We start from the raw sequence: 23232 nt of genomic DNA on the forward strand, positions 1-23232 counted from the left end.
TTAAATCTCTATATTGAGAGATTTTATGAACGATAAAACAGCAACATAATGCGATCTTCGTGCGGATCTAAGCATAGATCCGCGAATCGACTGCAAAACATCAGGTTTAACGATGGCTCAGACCGAGACGGCCGCGCCCCCGCTCCTGAAGATCAGGAAGCTGCACAAGAGCTACGGCACCAACGAGGTCCTGAAGGGCATCTCCCTCGACATCCACGAGGGCGAGGTCGTGTCGATCATCGGTGCGAGCGGCTCGGGCAAGAGCACGTTCCTGCGCTGCCTGAACCTCATGGAGACGCCGACCTCCGGCTTCATGGATTTCGAGCGCTTCGCCTTCGACTACGAGCAGGGCGCCCGCCGCCAGCCGACGCCGCAGCAGCTCTGCGAGTTGCGGGCGCGGATCGGCATGGTCTTCCAGAGCTACAATCTCTGGCCGCACATGACCGTGCTGGAGAACGTCATCGAGGCGCCGATCCGGGTGCGGCGGATGCCGCGCCGGCAGGCCGTCGCGGAGGCGGAGGCGCTGCTCCAGCGCATCGGCCTCTACGAGAAGCGGCACGCCTACCCGTCGAAGCTCTCGGGCGGGCAGCAGCAGCGCGTGGCGATCGTGCGCGCCCTGGCGATGGCGCCCAAGGTGATGCTGTTCGACGAGGTGACCTCGGCCCTCGACCCAGAACTGGTTGGCGAGGTGCTGGCGCTGATGGGCTCCCTCGCGGCGGACGGGATGACGATGCTGCTCGTCACCCACGAGATGGCCTTCGCCCGGGATGTCGGCACCCGCACCCTGTTCTTCGACGGCGGCGTGATCGCCGAGGACGGGCCGCCCGACGCCATCATCGGCGCGCCCCGGAGCGAGCGGCTGCGCCAGTTCCTCCGGCGCGTCCTGCACCAGCCCGCCGCGCCGGGACAGACGGCGTGAGCCGCCGGCCCATCACCGGGGAGAAGGGACAGCGATGAGCGTCGCGGCGTTGCAGGATTGGTGGCTCACCCTCTCGGACGAGGTCGTCACCTACGGCCCCGGCTTCCTCTCGGCGACCCTAGTGGTGCTCGGCGTCACGGTGGCGAGCATCCTGGTGAGCTGGGCCTGCGGCCTGCTCGGGGCGCTGGGCAAGCGCTCGTCCTTCGCGCCCTTCCGGGCGCTGGCGAGCTTCTACGTCTGGTTCATCCGCGGCACGCCGACCCTCGTGCAGGTCTTCATCGTGTATTTCGGCATGCCGCAGATCGGGGTGAAGCTCTCGCCCGTGACCGCCGGCATCATCGCGCTGGGCGTCAGCAGCGGCGCCTACGTGGCCGAGACCATCCGGGCCGGCCTCGCGGCGATCCCGAGGGGCCAGATCGAGTCGGCGCTGGCGCTCGGCATGAACCCGCGGATCATGATGGTGCGCATCGTCCTGCCGCAGGTCTTCCGCATGATCCTGCCGTCGTTGACCAACGAGGCGATCTCGGCGGTGAAGAATACCTCGCTGCTGTCGACGATCACGGTGGTGGAGCTGACGCTCTACGCGCAGCTCATGATCGCCACGACCTTCCGGCCGTTCGATTTCTACATCGCGGCGGCGCTGATCTACCTCGGCCTCACGTCGATCCTGTCGCAGCTCTCGGCCTATTTCGAGCGGCGCTACGCCCGCCTGTCCTGAGCCACCCCCGCCGCGGGACGGGCCGCGGCCGATCCTTCCCGCCCCGCCTCGAGACCGGAGACCGCCATGAACCGCCGCCACGTCCTCGCCCTCGCCGCCCTCTGCGCCAGCCTCGGCGCAGGCCTCCTCGCCGCCCCCGCGACCCGCGCGGCCGAGGGCAAGCTGGAGCTGATCGAGCCCGGCAAGCTGATCGTGGCGACGGACAGCACCTTCGCGCCCTTCAGCATGCGCACGCCGAGCGGCGAGCTCGACGGGCTGGAGGTCCGGGTCATGCGCGAGGTCTGCCGCCGGCTCGGGCTCGAGTACAGCCCGGTCAACATCAAGTTCGACGCCCTGCTGGTGGGCCTGATAGCCGATCAGTACGACATCACCAGCGAGTCGATGGACATCACCCCCGCCCGGCAGAAGCAGGTCGCCTTCGCGGACGGGTGGCTCGAATCCGGCGCGCGGATCGTCACCCGCAAGGATACCGGCATCAAGGGGCCGGCGGATCTCAAGGGCCGCAACGTCGGCGCCCTCTCGGCCTCGACCTTCGGCAAGCTCGCCGAGGAGAACGGCGCCACCCTGAAGAGCTACAAGACGGCCGCGGACGCCATGCAGGACCTCGTCGGCGGCAACATCGACGCGGTGATCAACGACGCGGTGGCCGGCAACTACGCCATCAAGGCGCGCAAGCTGCCCCTGGTGATGATCGAGACCCCGCTGAGCACGGTCCAGAAGGGCTTCGCCATCAAGAAGGGCAAGCCGAACCTGCACGCCGCCGTCAACAAGGCGCTCGGCGAGATGGTCGCGGACGGTACCTACGCCAAGCTCGTCACCCCGCTGATCGGCTATGATCCGGCCCCGAAGGAGCCGATCCGCACGCCCGCCATGTGAGCGGGCACGGCGGACGCGCGAGAACAAGAATGGGGAGCGGCTGAGCCGGCCGCTCCGGGAGGACACCATGAAGACCCTCGACGCCGCGTCGTACACGACGGCGCTCAGTGCACGGCGCGAGCAGAGCCTCGGCCAGATGGCCTACGACCGCCTGCTCGACATGCTCGTCCGCCGCGACCTTCCGGCCGGCACCGTGCTGCACGAGCGCCGCCTCGCCGAGATGCTCGACATCTCCAGGACCCCGACCCGCGAGGCGATGTCGCGGCTGGAGACCGAGGGGCTGATCGAGCGGCAACCCGGCGGGATGCTCGTGGTCAAGGAATTCTCCCTGCGCGAGCTGATCGAGATCCTGCATGTCCGCCGCCTGCTGGAGCGGGAGAGCGTCGCGCTGGCCACCGGCCGCATCGCCGACGCGGTGCTGGCGGACCTGCAGCGTCAGATGGAGTCGCTCTTGGCGGTGGGCGACCCGGACGCGCCGGGCAACTGGGAGGTCGACCGGCGCTTCCACGACCTGATCGCGGAGCACAGCCAGAACGCGACCCTCGCCAAGACGATCAAGGACCTGCGGCTCAAGACGCAGATGTTCAACCTGAGCCGGATGCCCGAGCGGTTCGAGGCGGTCCATCGCGAGCACCTCGCGGTGGTCGCCGCCCTGCGGGCCAAGGACGCGGCGGCGGCGGCGGACGCGATCGCGGCCCATCTCGAGAATTTCAAGCAGGGCATCATCCGGCGCCTGAGCGAAGTCTGAGCGAAGTCTGAGCGAAGTCTGAGCGAAGTCTGGGACGAGGGCGGCGCGATGCACGAGTTCACGGAGCTGCGCGGCCGCGAGGCGGCCTTCCCGGAGGCGGAGTTCGCCGCCCGGCAGGCGGCGGCCCGGGCCGCCATCGCGGGTGCCGGCCACGACGCCCTCGTGGTGACCGGCCCGGAGACGATCTACTGGCTGACCGGCCGCCAGACGGCGGGTTACTTCGCCTTCCAGGCCCTGCTCGTGCCGGCGGAGGGCGCCCCGGCCCTCCTGGTCCGGCAGCTCGAATTGCCGGGCGCGGCCGCCAACACGTGGCTCGACGACATCCAGGCCTACCCGGACGGCGCCGACCCGGCCGAGGCTCTGGCAACGCTCGTGCGCGGGCGCGGGCTCGCCCGGCCGGCCCTGGAGCGGGACGGCTGGTTCGTCGCGCCGGCGCTCGCGGCGCGGATCGACGCCGCCCTCGGAAGCGTCCCGCTGCCCGATGGCTCCGGCCTCCTCGCCCCCCTGCGGGCGGTGAAGTCGGCGGCCGAGCTCGCGGCGATCCGGGCCGCCGCCCGGTACGCGCAGGCCGGGCTCGCCGCGGGGCTCGACGCCTGCGCGGCGGGCACCGACGAGAACGCCGTCGCCGCCGCCATGCTGGCAGCCGCGACGGCCGCCGGGTCCGAGGCCGTGGCGATGGAGCCGCTGGTCGCGTCGGGCCCGCGCAGCGGTCTGCCGCACATGACGTGGCGGCGGCGCCGGCTGGAGCCGGGCGACGCGGTCTTCCTCGAGCTCGCTGGCAGCCACGCCCGCTACCACGCGGCGCTGATGCGCAGCGTCTGGATCGGCCCGCCGCCGGCCGAGGCGCAGCGGATGATGGACTGCGCCCTGCGCGCCCTCGACGCGGCGCTCGGCGCGATCCGCCCCGGCCATCCCTGCGCCGCCCCGCACGCGGCGGCGCAGGCCGTGATCGACGCGGCGGGCTACGGCCCAGCCTTCCGCAAGCGGATCGGCTACTCGATGGGCGTCGCCTTCGCGCCGGACTGGGGAGAGGGTGCCCTGCTCTCGCTGTTCACCGGACAGGACCGGCCGATCGAGCCCGGCATGGTCTTCCACCTGCCGGCCACCCTGCGCCGCTACGGCGCCTGGACGGTCGGCGCCTCGGAGACCGTCATCGTCACCGCCGGCGGGGTCGAGCCCCTGTCCGACCTGCCGCGCACCCTGTCGGTGCGGTGAGGCGTCGCGGATCACCGCGGCCTGCAGGGACGCGGTGCGCGTTGGATCACGCCGGAGGTGACCGGCGCTTCCGCCACGCCGCGCCCTGCGCCGCAGCCACGATGATCCTCTTCAGAGGCCATCAGGCCGCTCTCGACACCGGCGATCGATCCGGGGGATGATCGGCTTCCGGGACGCCCTTGAGAAGGCGCGTGAGATAGGCGCGTATCGGCCGGTCGTATAGGCGCAGCGCCAGGTAGCTCAAGATCAACGTCGCTGCGAAGAGCGTTGCGGCCTCGATCGCGGCCGACTTCCCGCCGCTCAGCTTCTGGTACAGGCCGTGGATCCACGAGAAGATCGGAAAATGCAGGGCGTAGATCGGATACGATAGGTCTCCGCCGAGGATCGAGAGGTCCTTCAGCGGGTCCGCCAGGGTGATGGACGATCCGCCGATGACGAGCAGGGGGGCCAGCAGCAGCTTCCAGAGCATCCGCTGCGTGTGGTTCAGTTCGTACGGCAGGGTGAAGATGATCACCATCACGACGAGCAGGACGTAGAAGACCGGCGTCAGGTTGGCCCGCCGAGCGAGCAGATCCTTGATCTGGTAGCAGAAGACACCGACGAAGAAGGACGACCCGACGTGGCCGAATCCGAGGATGAAGTTATCCGTCTGATCGCCTCCGATTTCGACAGTTAGGCCGAAGCAAGCGGACACGATGTAGAGAGGTGCCGACGCGTAAACCGGGTTGAGACGTCGGATCGATCACCAGAACGCGCTGGCCATGATCTCGAAGAACAACGAGACCTGTGGGCCGTTTAATGGAAAGACCTGAGGACCGCCGATCGGCGGCGGGGCATGGAAGTAGGGGATGTTGAGGAGCCCGAGAAGGACGGCGACGACGATCTGGCTGGCGTAGGCGGCGCCGGACGTCATGGAATCTCGCAGCGCGACATACGGCGCGCTGATGAGGAGCGAGAGCGCGATGACGGGCATCAACCGGACGAGACGCTGCAAAAGGAAGTCCATGTTGGAGAGCCGATCCCTTCGATCCCTGTAAGCGCGGGCAAGGACGAAGCCGCTCAACGTGAAGAACGTATCGACAGAAAGTCCTCCATTGACGGCAAGCCACGGCACATCAAGCCAGTGCCCGGTATGAAAGAGGAGCACGCAGAGAGCGGACAGACCGCGTGTGCCGTCCAGAGCCGCGCAATGTTCAACTTCGTCATCGTGGGATGGCGCGGTCGAGCCCGGGAGCGCATTCTCTGCCGTCGCGCAGGCTCGAAGGCGCAGCCACAGTGGTGGCAATATTATCCTCATCACTTGGCGATACTGCTTTGCTCTCCGATCCGAATGGGCATGATGCGATACGAACACGGTATATCGGTCGTCATTGCAACACATAATGGTTCCGCGCTCCACCGCGAGCAGGTGCACAGCCTCGTCGCGCAAATCGTGCGCCCGCTGAAAATCATCGTCTCAGACCACAACTCGACCGATAATACCCTTGAGATTGTTCAGTAATTTGCGACCTCAAGCAAAATTCCAATTCAAATATTTCAGAAATCGCCCGCACTTGGCTTTCGGGACAGATTCTTGTGCGAAGCGCTGCACGCACGCGGGCATCTCGTGGCCTTCTGCGATCAGGACGACATCTGGGACCCGAGGAAGATCGAGCTTTGCTCGCGCCACATCGATGATCGCGCCGTGTCCATGATCGCCCATACGGCCCTGAGCGTCGACGCGGGCAACCGCGCGCTCCGGTTATTCTCGCAGGGGATCCAGCGCGATGGCGTGTAGCCGCCGCTGAGCTAAGATCCCTGGCTGACGTTCTTCGGCTTCTCGATCGTCTTCCGCCGCGATCTCCTCGACCTATGGGATATCGAAGACCGCTTCATCGATTTCATCGTGCCGAGCGCGATGATCGCGCACGATCGGTGGGTGACGTTCCTCGCGCAAGTCGTCGGGCAAGAGGTGGAGATCGATGTCCCGCTCGTCCGCTACCGCCAGCACGGCAACAACCTGTTCGGCGACGGGACGCGCGTGCGGCATCCCAGGCCCAGGAGCGCGGCCGGCGGATCGGATCCCTACCGGGACGCGACCGCCGCGATGATCCGGATCGTCACACGTCTGCCGGACGCGAGCACGGGGGCCTTCCCGCTCTTCGATCGGGACCGCGCGGTCGGTTTCCTGCAGCGCGCGCTGCACCAGCTCGACGAGCGGGAAGCCGTCTACAGGTCGGCCTCGCGCCTCGAGGCACTCAAGCGCCTCTGCGCTGTAGTGACCTCCGGGACCTACCGGGCCGTCCACGACGGCAACATCCGTTGGCGGTCGATCGACAAGGATCTCACGTTCACGCTGGTCCGACGCTGACGGCCCGCGCCGACCGTGCGGCAGGTCTGGCGGGCCTCATCGCCGGCCCGGCCAGACGACTGGGCCCGCATCGGACGGCCCGCCGCGTACAGCGCGGCGCCTCCCGGCGCTCCGCGAACGTCCTGCGGAGCCTCGGACCTGTCGGTGCGGCGGCGGACCCGACGAGCGCTTCGCCGGTCGACGCGCATCCGGTCAGGCGCCGCAGGTCTCCGCCACGAGCCACGCGGTGAGGATCGCCACCGCGTCGAGCAGGTCGTCGATCGCCATGGCCTCGCGGGGATTGTGGCTGCCGTTGGCGTTGCGCACGAGCAGCATCGCCATCGGCACGCCGGCCTTCGCGAAGGCGGCGGCGTCGTGGGAGGCCGGGCTGCCGAGGGGCCGCGTCGCGATGCCGAGGGCGTCCGCGGCCGCCGCGAACCCGTCGCGGATCCGCGGCGCGACGGCGCCGACGCCCGCCTCGGCGCGCGGACCCAGCGTCACCGTCACGCCGCGGCGGTCGGACACCTCCGCCACCGCTGCCAGGAACGCCGCCTCCAGTTCCGCCAGCACCGCGGCCGCGTAGGCCCGCATGTCGAGGCTGAACCGGAACTCGCCCGGGACCGTGGTCAGGCCGTGCGCCGCGGCGTCGGTGTGGAACCGGCCGAAGGTGACGGCCATCGCGCACCCGGCCGCCTCGCGCTCCGCCCAGACCCGGTCCAGCGCCAGGGCGATCTCGGCCCCGGCCATGGCCGCGTCGCGCCGGAAGCGGCGCGGCGTCCCGACATGGTCGTAGCGGCCGGCGATGCGGACGTCAGGATAGCGGACGTTGCCGGGGATCCCGGTGCACAGTCCGACCGGGATCCCGGCCTCCTCGAGGCTCGGCGCCTGCTCGATATGCACCTCCAGGAAAGCGTGGATCGCGGCTGCGTCGAAGGCCGCCGGGCCGCGGGCGAGCGCGTCCGGGTCGCCACCCTCCCGGGCGATGTGGTCGGCGAGGCTGAGGCCCGTGTCGATCCGGGCCGCGTCGAGCGCCCCGTCCGGCAGGGCTCCGAGCGCCGCGCGGCTCCCGATATACGAGACCTGGAACCAGACGCTCTCCTCGGCGCGGATGCCCAGGACGGAGATGTCCCGCTCCGGCTCCAGGCCGAGTTGGCGGATGGCCGCGACGGCGGCGAGCCCGGCCACCACGCCGACGGCGCCGTCGAAGTTGCCGCCCTGGGCCACGGTGTCGAGGTGGGAGCCGATCAGGATCGGCGGCAGGGTTCGGTCCCGCCCCGGCAGCGTCATGGCGGTGTTGGCGGCGGCGTCCCGGGCGATCGCGAGGCCGAGATCGGAGGCGCAGCGCGCCACCGCCGCGTGCGCCGCGGTCTCCTCCGGGCTGTAGGAGGGCCGGGTGAACCCGGGCTCCGTCCGGCCGCACCGGGCCAACTCCGCGAACAGGGCCTCGACCCGGCCGCGCTGCGCGCGCACAGCTACTGAGATGGCGGACACGCGGTCCATCGCTACGCTTCCCCGAGCGCCGGTCCCCGGGACGGGCCCGCCGGTGCCCCTGCCACTTTCGTGCCGGCCCGCCGGATCACCGGGCCCGGTCACCGAGCCCGGTCACCGGGACCGGTCACCGGGACCGAGTCTGCCGGATCGCCGGGCGCGCGGCCAGCCGCGCGGGTCAGCCCCGCGGGTCAGCCCCGCGGCGCGGGATCGTTGCCCGGCCGGATTCCGGCGGCTATCGCCGGTCCCGGCAGGCGGGCGGAGGTTCTGCAGATGAAGACGATCGGGTTCCTGTCCTTCGGGCACTGGTCGCCGACCGGCGGGTCGGCGACGCGCAGTGCGGCCGACACACTCCTCCAGTCGATCGACCTCGCGGTCGCCGCGGAGGAGCTCGGGGCGGACGGCGCGTATTTCCGGGTCCACCATTTCGCGCGCCAGCTCGCCTCGCCCTTCCCGCTGCTGGCGGCGGTCGGCGCCCGGACGAAGCGCATCGAGATCGGCACCGGCGTCATCGACATGCGCTACGAGAACCCGTTCTCCATGGTCGAGAATGCCGGCGCGGCGGACCTCATCGCGGGCGGACGCCTGCAGCTCGGGCTCAGCCGCGGCTCGCCCGAGCAGGTCATCGACGGCTGGCGGCACTTCGGCTTCGCCCCGGCCGAGGGCGAGACGGACGCCGATATGGGGCGCCGGCACACCGAGGTCTTCCTCGACCTCCTGAAGGGAACGGGGTTCGCCGAGCCCAACCCGCGGCCGATGTTCGCCAACCCGCCGGGACTCCTGCGCCTGGAGCCGCATTCCGAGGGGTTGCGGGACCGCATCTGGTGGGGATCGGCCTCCGACGCGACCGCGATCTGGGCGGCGCAGCAGGGCATGAACCTGCAGAGCTCGACCCTGAAGGCGGACGAGACCGGCGAGCCGTTCCACGTCCAGCAGGCCAGGCAGATCCGCCGCTACCGGCAGGCGTGGCAGGATGCGGGACACGCCCGCGCGCCGCGGGTCTCGGTCTCGCGCTCGATCTTCGCGCTCGTGAACGACCTCGACCGCGCCTATTTCGGGCGCGGCACGAGCAGCGACCAGGTCGGCATCATCGACAACATGCGCGCGGTGTTCGGCCGCTCCTACGCCGCGGAGCCGGACCGGCTGGTCGACGAGCTGCGCGCCGACGCGGCGATCGCGGAGGCCGACACCCTGCTGCTGACGGTCCCGAACCAGCTGGGCGTCGCCTACAACGCCCACCTCATCGAGAGCCTGCTCTCGCACGTGGCCCCCGCGCTCGGGTGGCGCTGAGCCGACCTCCGGCCGGGTTCGCCGGCGCCGAGGGCATGCAGCCCCTCGGCCGGCCCTGTCCCGGGGCCCGGCCCGCCGGCCTACCCATCGCCGCGAGCGTGCGGTAGCCTCCCGTCGGCCCGGCACGCGGTGCCGGCGCGCCCGAGTCCGGCACTTGTAAGGGGATCACCGGGATGTCGCACCCGTTGGACTGGAACGCGTTCGCCGACGCGTGGTGCGCCGCCTGGAACGCGCACGATGTCGAGCGGGTGCTGGCCCATTTCCACGACGACGCCGTGTTCACCTCGCCGGGTGCCGCGCGGATCGTCCCCGCTTCGGGCGGAACGGTGCGGGGCAAGGATGCGCTGCGCGCCTACTGGACGGAGGCCCTGCGGCAGATCCCGGACCTCCACTTCGCGGTGGAGCAGGTCTTCGCGGGCATCGACACGCTGGTGATCCAGTATCGCAACCAGAAGGGTGTGAGCGTCAGCGAGGTGCTCGTCTTCGAGGATGGCCGCGTGCGGGCGGGGCACGGCACCTACCCGATCGGCGTCGACAACCCCGTCGGTGCCGCGGCGGGCTAGAGCCGTTCGCGATGCGGCCGCGCCGGCCTCGGCGGGGCCGCCCGCATCGCAACCGGGTCCGTGCGCGTTGGTTGGCGTCGCGTGGCGAACGGGCGCGGGCCCGCTGCCCGCAGCGGGAGACGAACCATGAGTGATGGCTACCCTTCGATGACGGCGCTCCTGGGCCTCCTCGCCCTGGCAGGCTACCAGAACCGCGACAGGCTCGCGGAGCTGCTGGGCGGCGCCGGTCAGACCGCGCCCGCGGGCCCCGGCGGTCCGGCCGGCGTCTCCAACGGCGCCTCCGGTGCCGGCCTGGGCGGTCTCCTCGGCGGCCTCCTGGGCGACCGGCGCGGCGAGGCTCCCGGCGGGTTCCTGCACAGCGGACTCGGCGAGATGCTGGACCGTTTCCAGCAGGCCGGTCACGGGACGGCCGCACAGTCCTGGGTCAACCCGGGACCGAACCAGGAAATCGCGCCGCACCACCTGGAACAGGCGATCGGACCCGACGTCCTCGCGGCTCTCACCCAGCGGACGGGACTGTCCCGCGATGAGCTGCTCTCCCGGCTGTCCCGCGAGCTCCCCCGGGCCGTCGACCGCTACACGCCCGACGGACGGATCCCGGCCTGAGGTCAGGCCGGCGGACGGATCCCGGCCCGACCTTGGGGGGTCGGGACCGTCACGGTCGTCGGGGCGTGCGCGGCTTCGGCGCGGCGAGCCGATGGGCCGCCGTCAGGGCCGACATCAGGGTCGTCTCGTCGACGATCGCGAGGTCGCACCGCGTCGCGCCCATCCGCCCCCAGCCACCCGGAACGGGGCTGAAAGCCGCCGGCACCTGCTCGCAGAAGAAGTCGCGCAGGTCCGGGTCGAACATCAGGTTGATGTCGTGGCCCACCTCGTCCAGCGTCGCGAAGGTCTTGCGCGGCGTCCGGAAGGCCGTCCTGTGGAAGTGGGGGGCGGAGGTCACCGCCTCCAACGTCGCGATGAGCGCCTTCACGCGCGCGATATCGACGCCCATCGCGGCCCTCCTCTCCTAGGTCGGCGGCGGATCGGACCGCCCGCCCGACCGGTCACCCGGTCCGGCGCTCGCAGAATCGCAACCGGTTCCCGAACGGGTCCGCCACCTCCAGCACCTCGCCCCAGGGCGCCTGCTCGATGCCGGGCCGGGCATAGCCGTAGCGCTGGTCGGTGAGCGCCCGGTGATAGGCCCGGATGCCGCGCATCGGCACGAACACGGTCGAGCCGGGGGTGGCGTCGCCGTGGTGCTCGGTCAGGTGCAGCCGCAATCCGGCGCGGGCGACCTCCATGTAGAGCGGCAGACCCGGCTCGAACCGGTGCTCGAACCCCGGCGTGAAGCCGAGAAAGCCGCAGTAGAACGCGCGCGCCTTGGCCTCGTCGAAGATGCGCAGAACCGGCACCGCCTCCAGGAAGCGGGGGCCGTCATCCGCGACCCGGTCCAGGCCGGCGCAGGCGGTGTTCCAGTCGTCGTAGCCCAGCCCGGCGGCGACGAGTTCGAGGGCGGCCGCGTGCGGGACGGCGAGGTCGCGGGCTGCCAGCGCGGCGCGCAGCCGCTTGGCCATGGTCTTGGCCTGATCGACGGTCGTCATGGTCCTCTCCCCAGGCCGGCGTCGGTCCGTCGGTGCCCGCGTTGCCGACCCGGCGCCGGTCAGGGACACGGTGGGGGTGGGTCGTCCGCGATGCGTTCACCATCCCGGTTCCGGGGCGAGCGGCAGGCCGCATCGGCCTGGCGGCAGGCTACCCCGGCCGCGGCGCGGCCGCCAAGAGGGGTGAAGGGAGGGGAGGGCTGACACGGGACCTGCCGGCTTCCGACGGGTCACGACCCCGTGCCGCGCGCGGCCAGCCGATCGCTGGCGCAGGCGGCGGTCTACCAGCGACCCGCCGCCTGGCGCTCGCGGAGCGCGATCTCGTCCGCGCTGGGTGGTTTGCTGGCGAAACTGCCGGTCTGGACCGCCCCGTCCCGCGCCAACACCGCGACGTGGACGCCCTTCGGCGAGTGGCTCTGCTCGACCAGCGTCCAGGTGCGGGCCGCCGCCGGGTCGTCCGCGTACCAGCGCTTGCCGCGGCCGAGCATGACCGGGAATGTGATCAGGACGAGCCGGTCGATGAGGCCCGCCGGAAGCAGCGCCGGATAGAGCCTGCTGCTGCCCTGGATGAGGAGGTCGGGGCCCTCGCTCTCCTTGAGGCGGGTGACCGCCGCGACGGGGTCGCCGGCGAGGCGCCGGCTGTTGTTCCAGTCGAGCGCGGCGTCGCTTCCGGTGACGACATGCTTGCGGATCGCATTGAAGGTCGCGCCGATCGGCTGCTCGGCGTTGTGCGGCCAGTAGGCGGCGAAGATCTCGTAGGTGCGCCGGCCGAGCAGCAGCTCGTAATCGCCGCCGAGCAGCTTGCCCATCGGCCCGGCGAGCGACGCGTCGAAGTACGGGAAAGTCCAGCCGCCGTGCGCGAAGCCGGTCTGATCCTCCTCCGGACCGCCCGGTGCCTGGATCACGCCATCGAGGGACTGGAAGAGGGAGCCGGTGATCTTACGCATGGGCGGAGTCCCCGCGGAGGGCAGCCTCGATCCGGGCGATGTCGATCTTGCGCATGGTCATCATGGCCTCGAACGCGCGCCGGGCCGCGGCCCGGTCGGGGTGGCTGTTGGCGTGCAGGAGCGCGCGCGGCGTGATCTGCCAGGAGAAGCCCCAGCGGTCCGTGCACCAGCCGCATGCGCTCTCCGCGCCGCCGTGGCCCACGACGGCGTCCCAGTAGCGGTCGGTCTCCGCCTGATCGTCGGTCAGCACCATGAAGCTGACCGCTTGGTTGGCCCGGAAGGCCGGGCCGCCGTTCAGGCCGACGAATGGCCGGCCGAGGACGGTGAACGCGACCGTGAGTTCGTCGCCCGCGGACCCGCCGGGGAAATCCGAGGGGGCGTTCATGGGCGCGCCGACATGGCTGCCGGGGAAGGTCGCGGCGTAGAAGTCCGCGGCCTTGCGGGCCTCGCCGCGGTCGAACCACAGGCAGGTCGTCAGCTTGTCGCTCGTCATGGCCGGACGCTCCTCAGGTGGCTTGCCGCGGGCCGGCGAGGCCGAGCTGGTGGCCCGCCGGATCGGCGATGTTGGCCGCGTAGCTGCCGCCGGGGATCGGGTCGGGCCCCTGGAGGACCGTGCCGCCCGCCGCCCGGACGGTCGCGAGCGCGGCGTCGATGTCGGCGACGTGGATGTACCAGTTCCAGCGGGCCGGCGCGCCGGTGGCCGCGCTCGACATCACCGCGCCGGGGCGCAGGTCGCCCCGCCCGATGAAGGCGTACTCGCCCAAGTCGCCCATCGGCATGGCACCGAGCTTCTCCCAGCCGAACAGCGCCCCGTAGAAGGCGAGGGCCGCCGCGGGATCGGGGGTGGCGAGTTCGATCCAGACGCCGTGGCCGCGCGTCCGCTCCGTCACGAGCGGCACCGGCCCGAAGGCCCGGCTCGCGCCGGGACGGGCCGGATCCATCGCGGCGAAGATCACGCCCTGCGGGTCGCTCACCATGGCGAAGCGGCCGACATGGGGGATGTCGACGGGCCCGAACCGGACCGCGCCGCCGAGATCGACCGCGCGGGAAGCCAGGGCGTCGACGTCCGAGGTCGCGAGGTAGACCACCCAGCCGGGGAGGCCGGGGGCCTCGGGCATCGGCCGCCGGATCCCGGCCACGGGCGCCCCGTCGGCCTCCGCGATCCGGTAGCCGCCGTGCTCGGGCATCGGCGACGGCGCGACGCGCCAGCCCGCGACCGCCTCGTAGAAGGCCTGCGCGGCGTCCGGGTCGGACGCGTTCAGCTCGAACCAGATGGGTGTCCCCTCGGCGGGTGGCATCGGGCGCTCCTCCGTGACAATCGGCGCTGCGGCCGCCGCGCGGCGCCCCCTCCGGCCCCGCTTTGCCCAGGCTCGCATTCTCGGTTACACAAAGCAACCATGCAGTCAGAAATAATAACCGCGCGTTCATCCCGGCCCCGCGAGCGCCTGTACGACGACGCCTGCGGCACGGCCCTCGCGCTGGAGTTCATCGGCGAGCGCTGGTCGCTGCTGATCATGCGCGAGCTGGTCTACGGCCCCCGGCGCTTCGGCGAGATCCGGGCGAACCTCCCGGGGATCAGCGCGAACGTGCTGACGCAGCGGCTGGAGAGCCTGGGAGCGGCGGGCATCGCCCTGCGCTACCGGCTGCCGTCGCCGGCCAACGTGCAGGTCTACGATCTCACCGACTGGGGCCGCGAGGCCGCGCCGCTGATGCGCGATCTGGGCCGCTGGGCCGCCCGCTCGCCGCGGCACGATCCGAGCCTGTTCATGTCGGGGGCGTCGGCCATGATGTCGCTCGAGGCCCTGGTCGACCGCGGGCGGGCGTCGGCGCTGTCGGCGACGGTCGCTTTCCACTTCCCCGGCGAGGACTTCGTCGCGACGGTGGCCGGCGGCGGGATCCACGTGCGGCGGGGCGTCGCCGAGGCGCCCGACCTCGCCTTCACCGGCGACACGATGGCGATGCGCCGCACGGTCTACGGCAAGGCGCCACTGGACCGGGACGGCGCCGGCGGGACGCTCGCCGTCGCGGGCCCCGCCGACCTGGCGCGGTCCTTCATCGACCTCTTCACCCTGCCGGCCAAGGCGGGCTGAGGTGCCCGTCCCGCGGCTCGCGCGGGGAGGGCGCGCCGCCCGCGAGCGCGCCGACAACGCCGGCGAGCACGTCGAGGCCGACCGCGACGTCGGCCGGGTCGACGGTCCCCGCCGCCCCCCAGCCGACGCCGCCCCGACAGCGGATCAGCGCGAGGCCGATCGGTCCGAGCAGGGCCATGTGGGACGCGTCGGTGGTCACGCCCTGCGCCAGCCGCACGGCGCGGTGTCCCGCGGCCTCGACGGCCTCCTCGAACAGGCGGACCAGACCGGGATCGCACCGGGTGGCATCGGGATCGACGCTGCGCTCGACGGTGATCCCCAGCCAGCGCCGCGCCGCGACCGCCTCGAGGGCCGCGGCGAGTTCCGCCACGGCCGCGCGCCGCGCGCCGTCGTCGGCGGAATCGACGCGGACGCCCAGTGTCGCCGACCCCGCGACCACGAAGGTCGGCACCGGCGCGACGTCGAGGCGCATGACCGTCACGGTGACCCCCTCCCGCGCCAGGCCGACGCGCTCGGCGACGAGGACGCATTCGGCCGCCCCGGCGAGGGCGTCCCGCCGGCCCGGCATCGGGTTCGCCGCCGCATCGACGGCGGCGCCTGTCAGCGTGACCCGGAGCATCGTCGATTCCGACAGGGCCGGCACGATCCCGACCGGCGCTCCCGATCGCTCCAGCACGGGGCCGGCCTCGGCGGCGACCTCGAGATAGGCCAGGATCGCGTCCGAGGCCCGGCGCGCGCTCGCGAGGTGCGCCGGGTCGAGCCCGTGCGCCTCCAGGGCGCGACGCAGGGTGACGCCGTAGGCGTCGTCCCAGTCCAGCGCGTCCGGGGCGAGCCGCCCGACCACGGCCCGGCTGCCGAGCTGCCGGGGACCGAACCGGCTGGCCGCGTCCGCGACGAAGGCGACGACCTCGACCGCGTGGCGCGGCGGCGGTCCGTGCCGGATCAGGCGCTCGACGGCGGCGATGCCGATCAGCACGCCGAGCGTCCCGTCGTAGCGGCCGGCATCCTCGCGCGTGTCGACGTGGCCCCCGACGACGACGGCCGGGCCGCCCGGAACCGCGCCCTCAATCCGGCCGACGAGGTTGCCGGCGGGATCGCGCCGGGCCGACAGGCCGGCCTCCGCCATCCAGCCGAGGACGAGCGCCTCGGCCTCGGCCTGCTGCGGGCTGAAGACGCGCCGCGTCAGGGTCCACGGGTAGGCGCTGATCCCGGCGAGCCGGTCGACGCGCGCGAGGACGATCCCGGCGGCGCTCTCGGGCGCCGCCGTCACGGCGCCCTCGGCGTCACCGCGATCCCGGCCCCCCAGTAGCGGTTGGCGATCAGCTGCTGATTCCGGATGAGGCCGATCGCCGTCCTGGCGTCGCCGCCCGCGAACGTGCCGACCGCCGCCCCGCAGAGCGTCAGGTACATCCGCTGGTGCACCACGGACTCGAAATAGGCCCGGGGCGGCGGGGCGAGGTCGAGGCCGGCATCGAGGTTCTGCTGGCGCACCCGCGCGGCGGCCTCCGCCACCGCCGCCTGCACCGTCTCCATCATCGCGCGCTGCGCGGCGTCCAGGATCTCGGACGCCTCGCGCTCTTCGGGCGTCAGAACAGGGCAGGCGACAGCCATCGCGACCTCCGTGTCGATCGCCGGTGAGGCTGACCGGCCGGCCGCGCGGCAATATGGCCGGCGCGTATCAATTCGTTACGGCGCGCCGAACCCGTCACGAACCGTCACTTGCGCAGCGGCACGCCCTTCGTGGTGAAGCGCTGGCCGCCGCCCGTGTAGCGGGGTCGCGGCTGGCCGCCCGTCCGGCCCGCACCGGCGCCGGTCCCCGGCGGCTGCGAGAACGGCACCAGCTGGTCCGGCCGCGGCCCGATGAGGTCGGCGCGGCCCATCTCCCGCAGCGCCTCGCGCAGCAGGGGCCAGTTCTCGGGGTCGTGGTAGCGCAGGAACGCCTTGTGCAGCCGGCGCTGGCGCAGGCCCTTGATCGCCTCGACCGACTCGCTGCCGCCGCGTTTCACGCCCCGCAGCGTGTTGATCTCGGTGTGGTACATCGCGGTTGCGGTCGCCATCGGCGAGGGCAGGAACGTCTGGACTTGGTCGGCGCGGTAGTTGTTCTTCTTGAGCCAGAGCGCGAGGTGCATCATGTCCTCGTCGGTCGTGCCCGGATGCGCCGCGATGAAGTACGGGATCAGGTAGTACTTCTTACCCGCCTCCTTGGCGGCGGCGTCGAACATCTCCTTGAACCGGTCGTAGGTGCCGATCCCCGGCTTCATCATCTTGTCGAGGGGGCCGCGCTCGGTGTGCTCGGGCGCGATCTTCAGGCGCCCGCCGACGTGGTGGGTGACGAGCTCCTTGATGTATTCGGGGCTCTTCACCGCGAGGTCGTAGCGCACGCCCGAGGCGACCATCACCTTCTTGACGCCCTTCACCTCGCGGACCTTGCGGTAGAGCCGGATCAGGTCGTCGTGCGAGGTGTTCAGGTTCGGGCAGACGTCCGGGAAGACGCAGGAGGGCAGCCGGCACGCCGCCTCGATCTTCGGGTCCTTGCAGGCCATCCGGTACATGTTCGCCGTCGGCCCGCCGACATCCGAGATCACGCCCGTGAAGCCCGGGGTCTTGTCGCGGATCCGCTCGATCTCGCGCAGGATCGAGCCCTCCGAGCGGTTCTGGATGACGCGGCCCTCGTGCTCGGTGATCGAGCAGAAGGTGCAGCCGCCGAAGCAGCCGCGCATGATCGTCACCGAGAACTTGATCATGTCCCAGGCGGGGATCTTCGCGTCGCCGTAGGACGGGTGCGGGGCGCGGGCGTAGGGCAGGTCGTAGACCGCGTCCATCTCGTCGCTGGTCAGCGGGATCGGCGGCGGGTTGAGCCACAGGTCGCGGTCGCCGTGGCGCTGGACGAGGGGGCGCGCGTTGCCGGGATTGGCCTCCCGGTGCAGCACGCGCGAGGCGCGGGCGTAGGCCTCCTTGTCGTCCTTGACCTCGTCGTAGGCGGGCAGCCGGATCACGGTCTCGCCGGGCCGGCGGGTGGCGGCCTCGTCCGTCGAGTCGAGGTCGTCGGCGGGCAGCTCGGTGTAGTGGGCAGGCACGCGGCGGAACAGGGCGACGCCCCGGATCGCGTCGAGCTGGTGCGGCGCCTCGCCGGCCGCGAGGCGGTTCGCCACCTCGACCACGGCGCGCTCGGCGTTGCCGTAGATCAGCAGGTCCGCCTTGGCGTCCGCGAGGATCGAGCGGCGCACCTTGTCGGACCAGTAATCGTAGTGCGCGATCCGGCGCAGCGATGCCTCGATGCCGCCGAGCACGACCGGGACGTCCTTGAAGGCCTCGCGGCAGCGCTGCGTGTAGACGATGGTGCAGCGGTCCGGGCGCCGGCCGCCCTCGCCGCCGGCCGTGTAGGCGTCGTCGTGGCGCAACCGCCGGTCCGCCGTGTAGCGGTTCACCATCGAATCGAGGTTGCCGCCGGTGACGCCGAAGAACAGGTTCGGCTTGCCGAGCGCCTTGAACGGCTCCGCCGAGTGCCAGTCGGGCTGGGCGATGATGCCGACCCGGAAGCCCTGCGACTCGAGCAGCCGGCCGATGATGGCCATGCCGAAGCTCGGATGGTCCACGTAGGCGTCGCCCGTCACCAGCACGATGTCGCAGGACTCCCATCCCAGGGCCGCCATCTCGGCGCGGCTCATGGGCAGGAACGGCGCAGCGGGCCCGCGCGGCGACGGCGTGCGGACGGGGGGCGCCAGGGGACGGGCGGTGGACGCTTGGAGTTCCATGGTGTCCCTGCATAGGCCTCCGGGGCCGCGATCTCAACGAATGGCAGGGCGGCGGTGGCCGCGGCCGTGCCGCCCGAGGGCGCCCTGCGCCGATCCGGCGCACCTCGAGACAGGCGATGCGCCGCCGTCGCGGCCGGCCCGGCTCAGCGCGCGATCAGCTCGCGGATGCGGGCGGCCAGGGCCTCCACGGCGAAGGGCTTGGTCAGCACCGCCATGCCGGGCTCGAGACGCCCGTCGCCCGGCAGCGCGGTCTCGGAGAAGCCGGTGATGAACAGCACCTTCAGCTCCGGTCGGCCGACCCGGGCGGCGTCGGCCATCTGGCGCCCGTTCATGCCGCCGGGCAGGCCGACATCCGTGACGAGCAGGTCGATCCGCGCACCCGATTGCAGCACGCTGAGGCCGCCCGCGCCGTCCGCGGCCTCGATCGCCGTGTAGCCGAGGTCGCTCAGCACGTCCGTCACCAGCATGCGCACCGTCGGCTCGTCGTCCACGATCAGCACGGTCTCGCCCGCCTCGGCCTGCGCCATCAGGCCCCGGCCCGGGTCGGGCCGGTCCGCGTCCGCCTCGCCGAAGTGCCGCGGCAGGTAGATGCACACGTTCGTGCCCTGGCCGACCGTCGAGGTGATCCGGACCTGCCCGCCGGATTGCTTGGCGAAGCCGTAGATCATCGACAGGCCGAGGCCGGTGCCCTCGCCCATCGGCTTGGTGGTGAAGAACGGGTCGAAGGCCCGGGCAACGACCTCTGGGGGCATGCCGGTGCCGGTATCGGACACGCACAGCGACAGGTACGGCCCCTCCGGCATGTCCTGGGCGTCGGCCTGCTGCCGGTCGATCCAGCGGTTGTCGGTCTCGATGGTGATCCGGCCGCCCCCGGGCATCGCGTCCCGCGCGTTGATGCAGAGGTTCAGGAGCGCGTTCTCCAGCTGGGACGGGTCCGCGAGCGCGGCCCAGAGCGCGTCCGCCCCGACGTGCCGCACCTCGACGCTCGGCCCGACCGTGCGCTGGATCAGGTCGAGCATCCCGCGGACCAGCCGGTCGGCGTCGATCGCCCTGGGCGCCAGCGTCTGGCGGCGCGAGAACGCGAGCAAGCGGTGGGTGAGGGCCGCGGCCCGCCGGGCGGCGCCCTGGGCGGCGGCGATGTACTTGCCGACATCCTTCGACCGCCCCTGGGCGATGCGGGCCTCGATGAGCTCCAGCGAGCCCGAGATGCCCGCCAGAAGGTTGTTGAAGTCGTGCGCCAGCCCGCCGGTGAGCTGGCCCACCGCCTCCATCTTCTGCGACTGGCGCAGCGCCTCCTCCATGCGCGCCCGCTCCTCCCCGGCCTGCCGCAGACGGTCGGCCGCCGCCCGGAGATCGCGCGTCCGCTCCTCGACGCGGGCCTCCAGCGACGCGTTGAGCTGGCGGATCTCGTCCTGCGTGCGGCGCTGCCGGTAGGCCGCGAAGGCCAGCAGGGCGGTGGCGAACAGGCCGCCGCCGCAGACGAGCCAGATCTCCGGCAGCGCCGAGCCGCGCCGGGGCGAGACGCGCTGCGCGAACGCGACGGTCCAGGTGCGGCCGCCGAGTTCCAGATGCGCCTCGCGGGTGAGGCGTCCCGCCACGGCGGCGGAGGCCCGCGCGGACCGGTGCAGCAGGTTCGCCTCGCTCGGCGCGCCGTCGTAGATGGCGAAGGCCGCGTCCTCCTCGGCCTCCGCCGCCACGATGCTGTTGAACAGGTCGTCGGCCCGGAAGGCGCCGAACACGAAGCCCAGGTAGCGCCGCCGCCGGTCCTCGAGGTCCGGCGGCACGACGCCGCCGGCATAGACCGGCATGGCGACGAGGAAGCCCGCCTGCTTGTTCGCGTCGATCTCCTGCACGAGCTGGATCCGCGCCGAGGCGGCCGGCTGGCCGGTGTCGCGGGCCCGCTCGACCATGTCGCGCCGCACCGGGTCCGACATCACGTCGTAGCCGATGGCGGCGAGGTTGCGCGGGTTCGGCGGCTCGGCGAACAGGACCGGGCTGATCATCGGGTTGTCGGTCGGCGGCCGGACCCGGGCATTCTCGACGCCCAGGGCCGCGGCGCGCGCGGCGAACGTCTCCCGCGCGGAGGCGGGCAGGGTCGGCGTGAAGCCGATGCCGAGGAAGCCGGGGTAGAGGCGCTGGAACTCGATCCGCTGCACGTAGGCCCGGAACTGGGCCAGCGTGACGGTGTCGCCGTCGGCTGCGAACAGGCCGGCGGCGCCGCGCAGGAGCGCCGTGTAGGTGCGGAACTGGTCCTCGACCGTGCGCAGCTCGATCTCGGTGGCGTGCTCGAAGGTCAGGCGGTCGCGCAGCGCCGCCGCCTGCCAGGTGAGGGCCGTGCTCAGCCCGGTCGCGAGGAGGCCGGCGGCCAGGATCGCGGGCGGGATCCAGCGCGCCGCGCCCGCCCCGCGGCGGGCGGCGGGCGCGACAGGACCCTGCGATGCGGTGCGGTGGGACAAGGGGCGAGACCGGACTTCGACTGCGGCCCGTCAAAGCAGGCATGCGCCGGGATGCAAGTCCATGGTGGCGTCACCGGGGCGAGATTCCCGCATCGCGGCGGGCGCTCAGGGCGCGCGGCACGCCATCGCGGCGGTAGCCTCGATCACGCTCAGCGCCCGGCGCCGCACCTCCAGCGCCGCGTCCGGGCTGTCCGACACGGTGGAAGCCTCGCGCCTCAGCGTCGCGTCGCAGGCGCACGAACGGTAGCCCGCCGCGTCGTAGCAGGCGTCGTGGCGCATGCACGCGGCATCGAGGGCGTCGGTCGGCGGCAGCCCCTCGCCGCGCTGACCCGTGCCGCAGTAATTGCCGTGGAACAGCTCCTTGCCGGCGATGACCCGGCCCAGGTCGCCCTTCGGCGGTGCCGGCGCCTCTGCCTGCCCGCTCGGGTTGAGGTCGTTGGCCGGCCCGCCCGCCTTCGATCCGGAGGAGCGCAAGGTCTTCGGGATGCCGGAGCGCTCGCCGGGCTCGTTCAGGGCCTCGCCGGCCCGTCCGTTCGGGTCCGAGATGTCCGGGAGCGGCGGGGGCGGTCCCGGGCGAGGCTCGCCCGGCTCGACGGTCGCGGCCGGCAGGTCTCGGACATCCTGCACGTCTTGGACGCTCTGGACGCCTCGCGAGTCCGGAACGCCCTGCGCCCCGGACGCGTGCGGGTAGGCGACGAGCAGCAGCCCGAGCGTGGCGAGGAGAGACGGTCTCACGGATGGCCCCTGATTCAGCCGCCCCTCAACTCGAAGCTCGGCTTCTCCGTTCCGGACTTTCGCCCGCCACGGTCACGGAGCCCTGCGGGGCGGACGCGGGCCGCGGGGCAGCACCGTCCGGGCGGCGCGGCACGCGGCGCCGTGCGCGGGCACACGGGGGCTCGTCCTGCGTGTTGGACCCCGGGGTCGCGGATCCCACATCGAGGCGTAACGCGGCCGGGATGATCCCGGCGACAGACCTGAGCTGGACCTCCGCCATGACCTCTCGTCTTCTGATCGGCGCCGTGATCGGGATCGGCCTGTCCGGGCCCGCCCTGGCGCAGAGCTTCACCGCCCCCGCCGGCATCCCGGCCGTCACCGCCCCCGGCGGCCTCCAGGGCCGCGCGACGCTCGCGGATCCGCGGACGGCGCCGGACGGGCGCGCCGGTATCCTCGACGGCGACGGCAGGCCCCCGTCGGCGGTCGGCACCGTCGATCCGCGCCGCCGGCATCCCGGGCGCTAGGGCGCGCCTCGCCGCACTGGAGCACCGCTGGTCAGTCCCGGTCGGGCGCGCCCGGCGCGTCGGGCGTCGCGGTCATCGTCGCGGCGGGCGCTCCGAGGGCGCGCGAGACCGCGGCGGCGCCTCTCCGCACCCGCTCGCCGATCGCGCGCAGCTTCTCGTCGGACAGCCGGTGCGTCGGCCCCGACACCGAGATCCCCGCGATGGCCTCGCCGTGGACGTTGAGGATCGGGGCGGCGACGCAGCGCATCCCGATGCTCCGCTCCTCATCGTCGATCGCGTAGCCCCGGCGGCGGGTCGCCTCGACGTCGTCGCGCAGTTGGTCAAGTGAGCCGATGGTCTTGTCGGTGAACCGCGCGAAGGTCTTTCCCCGGAACAGGCGCTCGATCCGGGCCGGCGCGTAGGTGCTCAGCAGAGCCTTACCGATGCCCGACGCGTGCAGCGGCGACAGGGAGCCCGGCGGGAAGAAGGCGCGGATCGTCTCGTGGGTCTCCACCTGGCTGACGAACAGGACGTTGCCGTCCTTCTCGACGCCGAGATTGGAGGTCTCGCCGGTCTCCTGCATCAGCGTCCACATCATCGACCGGCTCCGCTCGACGACGTTGTGGCGGCGCAGGAACGCCGATCCGAGCCGGTAGGCCTCCGCACCGACGTGCCACTCCTGCTTGTCGGCGCTGATCTCGACGAGGCCGCGGCGCTCGAGCGTCGCGAGGACCCGGTGCATGGTCGCCACGGATTGCTCGAGCCTGCCGGCCAGTTCCGAGAGCGTCAGCCCGTCGCCGCCCGCCAGGACGTCGAGGACATCGAGGGCGCGGTCGAGCGCCTGAATGGTCGCCGTGGGCTTGGCGCCGCCGAACCCCTTCGGCCGCCCGCGCCGCCGGTTTCCCGAATCCATGGCGTTCTCGCCTTCGCCGATCCCGCGCAATTCCTAGGATGGAAAAATTTTTCTCACAACGGAAAAAGGTAAGACGTTGCCACGGCGTGTCTTTTCGCGCCTTGCTCATCGATGAAAAAGTTTTTCAA

27 protein-coding genes are annotated in these 23232 nt (G+C 72.0%); 13 read left to right on the forward strand and 14 right to left on the reverse strand.

The genetic code is table 11. The features are described from left to right. Positions 1 to 112 precede the first annotated feature (112 nt). From ACLBX8_RS10790 to ACLBX8_RS10810, 5 genes are all read left to right on the forward strand, one after another. Entirely contained in the window at positions 113 to 919 is an 807-nt protein-coding gene (locus tag ACLBX8_RS10790; RefSeq protein WP_447715080.1) for an amino acid ABC transporter ATP-binding protein, read from the forward strand. Between the two features lie 34 nt (positions 920 to 953). Then, on the forward strand, positions 954 to 1637 hold the full coding sequence (locus ACLBX8_RS10795; RefSeq protein WP_447715081.1) for an amino acid ABC transporter permease: 684 nt from the start codon (positions 954 to 956) through the stop codon (positions 1635 to 1637). Positions 1638 to 1703: 66 nt separating this feature from the next. Then, on the forward strand, positions 1704 to 2513 hold the full coding sequence (locus tag ACLBX8_RS10800; RefSeq protein WP_447715082.1) for a transporter substrate-binding domain-containing protein: 810 nt from the start codon (positions 1704 to 1706) through the stop codon (positions 2511 to 2513). 67 nt (positions 2514 to 2580) lie between these two features. Continuing rightward, positions 2581 to 3261 (forward strand): GntR family transcriptional regulator, encoded by a 681-nt coding sequence (locus ACLBX8_RS10805; RefSeq protein WP_447715083.1) that lies wholly within the window; start codon positions 2581 to 2583, stop codon positions 3259 to 3261. A 48-nt stretch (positions 3262 to 3309) separates the two neighbouring features. Beyond that, positions 3310 to 4476, forward strand: coding sequence for a M24 family metallopeptidase (locus ACLBX8_RS10810; RefSeq protein WP_447715084.1), 1167 nt, complete (start codon positions 3310 to 3312; stop codon positions 4474 to 4476). Between the two features lie 121 nt (positions 4477 to 4597). On the opposite strand, the gene ACLBX8_RS10815 is transcribed toward ACLBX8_RS10810, so the two are convergent. Together ACLBX8_RS10815 and ACLBX8_RS10820 are read right to left on the reverse strand one after the other, a co-directional pair. Then, positions 4598 to 5215, reverse strand: a complete 618-nt coding sequence (locus tag ACLBX8_RS10815; protein WP_447715129.1) for an acyltransferase family protein — start codon at positions 5213 to 5215, stop codon at positions 4598 to 4600. A gap of 3 nt (positions 5216 to 5218) precedes the next feature. Beyond that, positions 5219 to 5890: an acyltransferase family protein gene (locus tag ACLBX8_RS10820; protein ID WP_447715085.1), complete on the reverse strand. Its 672-nt coding sequence runs from the start codon at positions 5888 to 5890 to the stop codon at positions 5219 to 5221. Here ACLBX8_RS10820 and ACLBX8_RS10825 point away from each other — a divergent pair. From ACLBX8_RS10825 to ACLBX8_RS10835, 3 genes are all read left to right on the forward strand, one after another. After that, a complete protein-coding gene (locus ACLBX8_RS10825; RefSeq protein WP_447715130.1) occupies positions 5816 to 5977 on the forward strand; it encodes a glycosyltransferase in 162 nt (53 codons plus the stop codon). The two genes, ACLBX8_RS10820 and ACLBX8_RS10825, sit on opposite strands and share 75 nt — an antisense overlap. Positions 5978 to 6049: 72 nt before the next feature. Beyond that, a complete protein-coding gene (locus tag ACLBX8_RS10830) occupies positions 6050 to 6253 on the forward strand; it encodes a hypothetical protein (RefSeq protein WP_447715086.1) in 204 nt (67 codons plus the stop codon). Between the two features lie 141 nt (positions 6254 to 6394). Further along, positions 6395 to 6826: a hypothetical protein gene (locus ACLBX8_RS10835; protein WP_447715087.1), complete on the forward strand. Its 432-nt coding sequence runs from the start codon at positions 6395 to 6397 to the stop codon at positions 6824 to 6826. 192 nt (positions 6827 to 7018) lie between these two features. Here ACLBX8_RS10835 and ACLBX8_RS10840 read toward each other — a convergent pair whose 3' ends face one another. Then, on the reverse strand, positions 7019 to 8305 hold the full coding sequence (locus tag ACLBX8_RS10840; RefSeq protein WP_447715088.1) for a hydantoinase/carbamoylase family amidase: 1287 nt from the start codon (positions 8303 to 8305) through the stop codon (positions 7019 to 7021). A 261-nt stretch (positions 8306 to 8566) separates the two neighbouring features. Between ACLBX8_RS10840 and ACLBX8_RS10845 the strand changes: the two genes are divergently transcribed. The 3 genes from ACLBX8_RS10845 to ACLBX8_RS10855 all read left to right on the forward strand — a co-directional run bounded on the left by ACLBX8_RS10845 (position 8567) and on the right by ACLBX8_RS10855 (position 10752). Then, the gene (locus tag ACLBX8_RS10845) at positions 8567 to 9583 is read left to right on the forward strand and encodes an LLM class flavin-dependent oxidoreductase (protein ID WP_447715089.1); all 1017 of its coding nucleotides are present in this window, start codon (positions 8567 to 8569) and stop codon (positions 9581 to 9583) included. A gap of 173 nt (positions 9584 to 9756) precedes the next feature. After that, positions 9757 to 10146 carry a nuclear transport factor 2 family protein gene (locus tag ACLBX8_RS10850; RefSeq protein ID WP_447699310.1) on the forward strand — a complete coding sequence of 130 codons (390 nt, stop codon included), beginning with the start codon at positions 9757 to 9759 and terminating at the stop codon, positions 10144 to 10146. A gap of 126 nt (positions 10147 to 10272) precedes the next feature. Further along, on the forward strand, positions 10273 to 10752 hold the full coding sequence (locus ACLBX8_RS10855; RefSeq protein ID WP_447699309.1) for a YidB family protein: 480 nt from the start codon (positions 10273 to 10275) through the stop codon (positions 10750 to 10752). 49 nt (positions 10753 to 10801) lie between these two features. Here ACLBX8_RS10855 and ACLBX8_RS10860 read toward each other — a convergent pair whose 3' ends face one another. From ACLBX8_RS10860 to ACLBX8_RS10880, 5 genes are all read right to left on the reverse strand, one after another. Further along, positions 10802 to 11140 (reverse strand): MmcQ/YjbR family DNA-binding protein, encoded by a 339-nt coding sequence (locus ACLBX8_RS10860; RefSeq protein WP_447699308.1) that lies wholly within the window; start codon positions 11138 to 11140, stop codon positions 10802 to 10804. 52 nt (positions 11141 to 11192) lie between these two features. After that, positions 11193 to 11729 carry a glyoxalase superfamily protein gene (locus ACLBX8_RS10865; RefSeq protein ID WP_447699307.1) on the reverse strand — a complete coding sequence of 179 codons (537 nt, stop codon included), beginning with the start codon at positions 11727 to 11729 and terminating at the stop codon, positions 11193 to 11195. A gap of 278 nt (positions 11730 to 12007) precedes the next feature. Further along, entirely contained in the window at positions 12008 to 12673 is a 666-nt protein-coding gene (locus tag ACLBX8_RS10870) for a dihydrofolate reductase family protein (protein WP_100251714.1), read from the reverse strand. Then, positions 12666 to 13166, reverse strand: a complete 501-nt coding sequence (locus tag ACLBX8_RS10875; protein ID WP_447699306.1) for a VOC family protein — start codon at positions 13164 to 13166, stop codon at positions 12666 to 12668. Before ACLBX8_RS10875 ends, ACLBX8_RS10870 begins: the two co-directional genes overlap by 8 nt. Positions 13167 to 13179: 13 nt before the next feature. Further along, positions 13180 to 13971: a VOC family protein gene (locus ACLBX8_RS10880; RefSeq protein ID WP_447699305.1), complete on the reverse strand. Its 792-nt coding sequence runs from the start codon at positions 13969 to 13971 to the stop codon at positions 13180 to 13182. Positions 13972 to 14070: 99 nt separating this feature from the next. On the opposite strand from ACLBX8_RS10880, the gene ACLBX8_RS10885 reads away from it, so the two are divergent. Next, positions 14071 to 14763 (forward strand): winged helix-turn-helix transcriptional regulator, encoded by a 693-nt coding sequence (locus ACLBX8_RS10885; protein WP_447715090.1) that lies wholly within the window; start codon positions 14071 to 14073, stop codon positions 14761 to 14763. Here ACLBX8_RS10885 and ACLBX8_RS10890 read toward each other — a convergent pair. The 5 genes from ACLBX8_RS10890 to ACLBX8_RS10910 all read right to left on the reverse strand — a co-directional run bounded on the left by ACLBX8_RS10890 (position 14738) and on the right by ACLBX8_RS10910 (position 21709). Continuing rightward, positions 14738 to 16033: a hydantoinase/carbamoylase family amidase gene (locus ACLBX8_RS10890; RefSeq protein WP_447715091.1), complete on the reverse strand. Its 1296-nt coding sequence runs from the start codon at positions 16031 to 16033 to the stop codon at positions 14738 to 14740. The genes ACLBX8_RS10885 and ACLBX8_RS10890 overlap by 26 nt on opposite strands. Continuing rightward, positions 16030 to 16374: a hypothetical protein gene (locus tag ACLBX8_RS10895; protein ID WP_447699302.1), complete on the reverse strand. Its 345-nt coding sequence runs from the start codon at positions 16372 to 16374 to the stop codon at positions 16030 to 16032. The genes ACLBX8_RS10890 and ACLBX8_RS10895 overlap by 4 nt, the downstream gene beginning before the upstream one ends. 104 nt (positions 16375 to 16478) lie before the next feature. Then, positions 16479 to 18518, reverse strand: a complete 2040-nt coding sequence (locus tag ACLBX8_RS10900; RefSeq protein WP_100251719.1) for a YgiQ family radical SAM protein — start codon at positions 18516 to 18518, stop codon at positions 16479 to 16481. 143 nt (positions 18519 to 18661) lie between these two features. After that, positions 18662 to 20974 carry a CHASE domain-containing protein gene (locus tag ACLBX8_RS10905; RefSeq protein WP_447715092.1) on the reverse strand — a complete coding sequence of 771 codons (2313 nt, stop codon included), beginning with the start codon at positions 20972 to 20974 and terminating at the stop codon, positions 18662 to 18664. 105 nt (positions 20975 to 21079) lie between these two features. Then, positions 21080 to 21709: a phospholipase A2 family protein gene (locus tag ACLBX8_RS10910; protein WP_447715093.1), complete on the reverse strand. Its 630-nt coding sequence runs from the start codon at positions 21707 to 21709 to the stop codon at positions 21080 to 21082. Positions 21710 to 21966: 257 nt separating this feature from the next. On the opposite strand from ACLBX8_RS10910, the gene ACLBX8_RS10915 reads away from it, so the two are divergent. Then, entirely contained in the window at positions 21967 to 22212 is a 246-nt protein-coding gene (locus tag ACLBX8_RS10915; protein ID WP_447682284.1) for a hypothetical protein, read from the forward strand. 31 nt (positions 22213 to 22243) lie between these two features. Here ACLBX8_RS10915 and bhcR read toward each other — a convergent pair whose 3' ends face one another. Beyond that, on the reverse strand, positions 22244 to 23104 hold the full coding sequence (gene bhcR, locus ACLBX8_RS10920) for an HTH-type transcriptional regulator BhcR (RefSeq protein WP_447699299.1): 861 nt from the start codon (positions 23102 to 23104) through the stop codon (positions 22244 to 22246). Positions 23105 to 23232: the final 128 nt, after the last annotated feature.

The sequence above is a fragment of the Methylobacterium sp. D48H genome, from assembly GCF_053345715.1.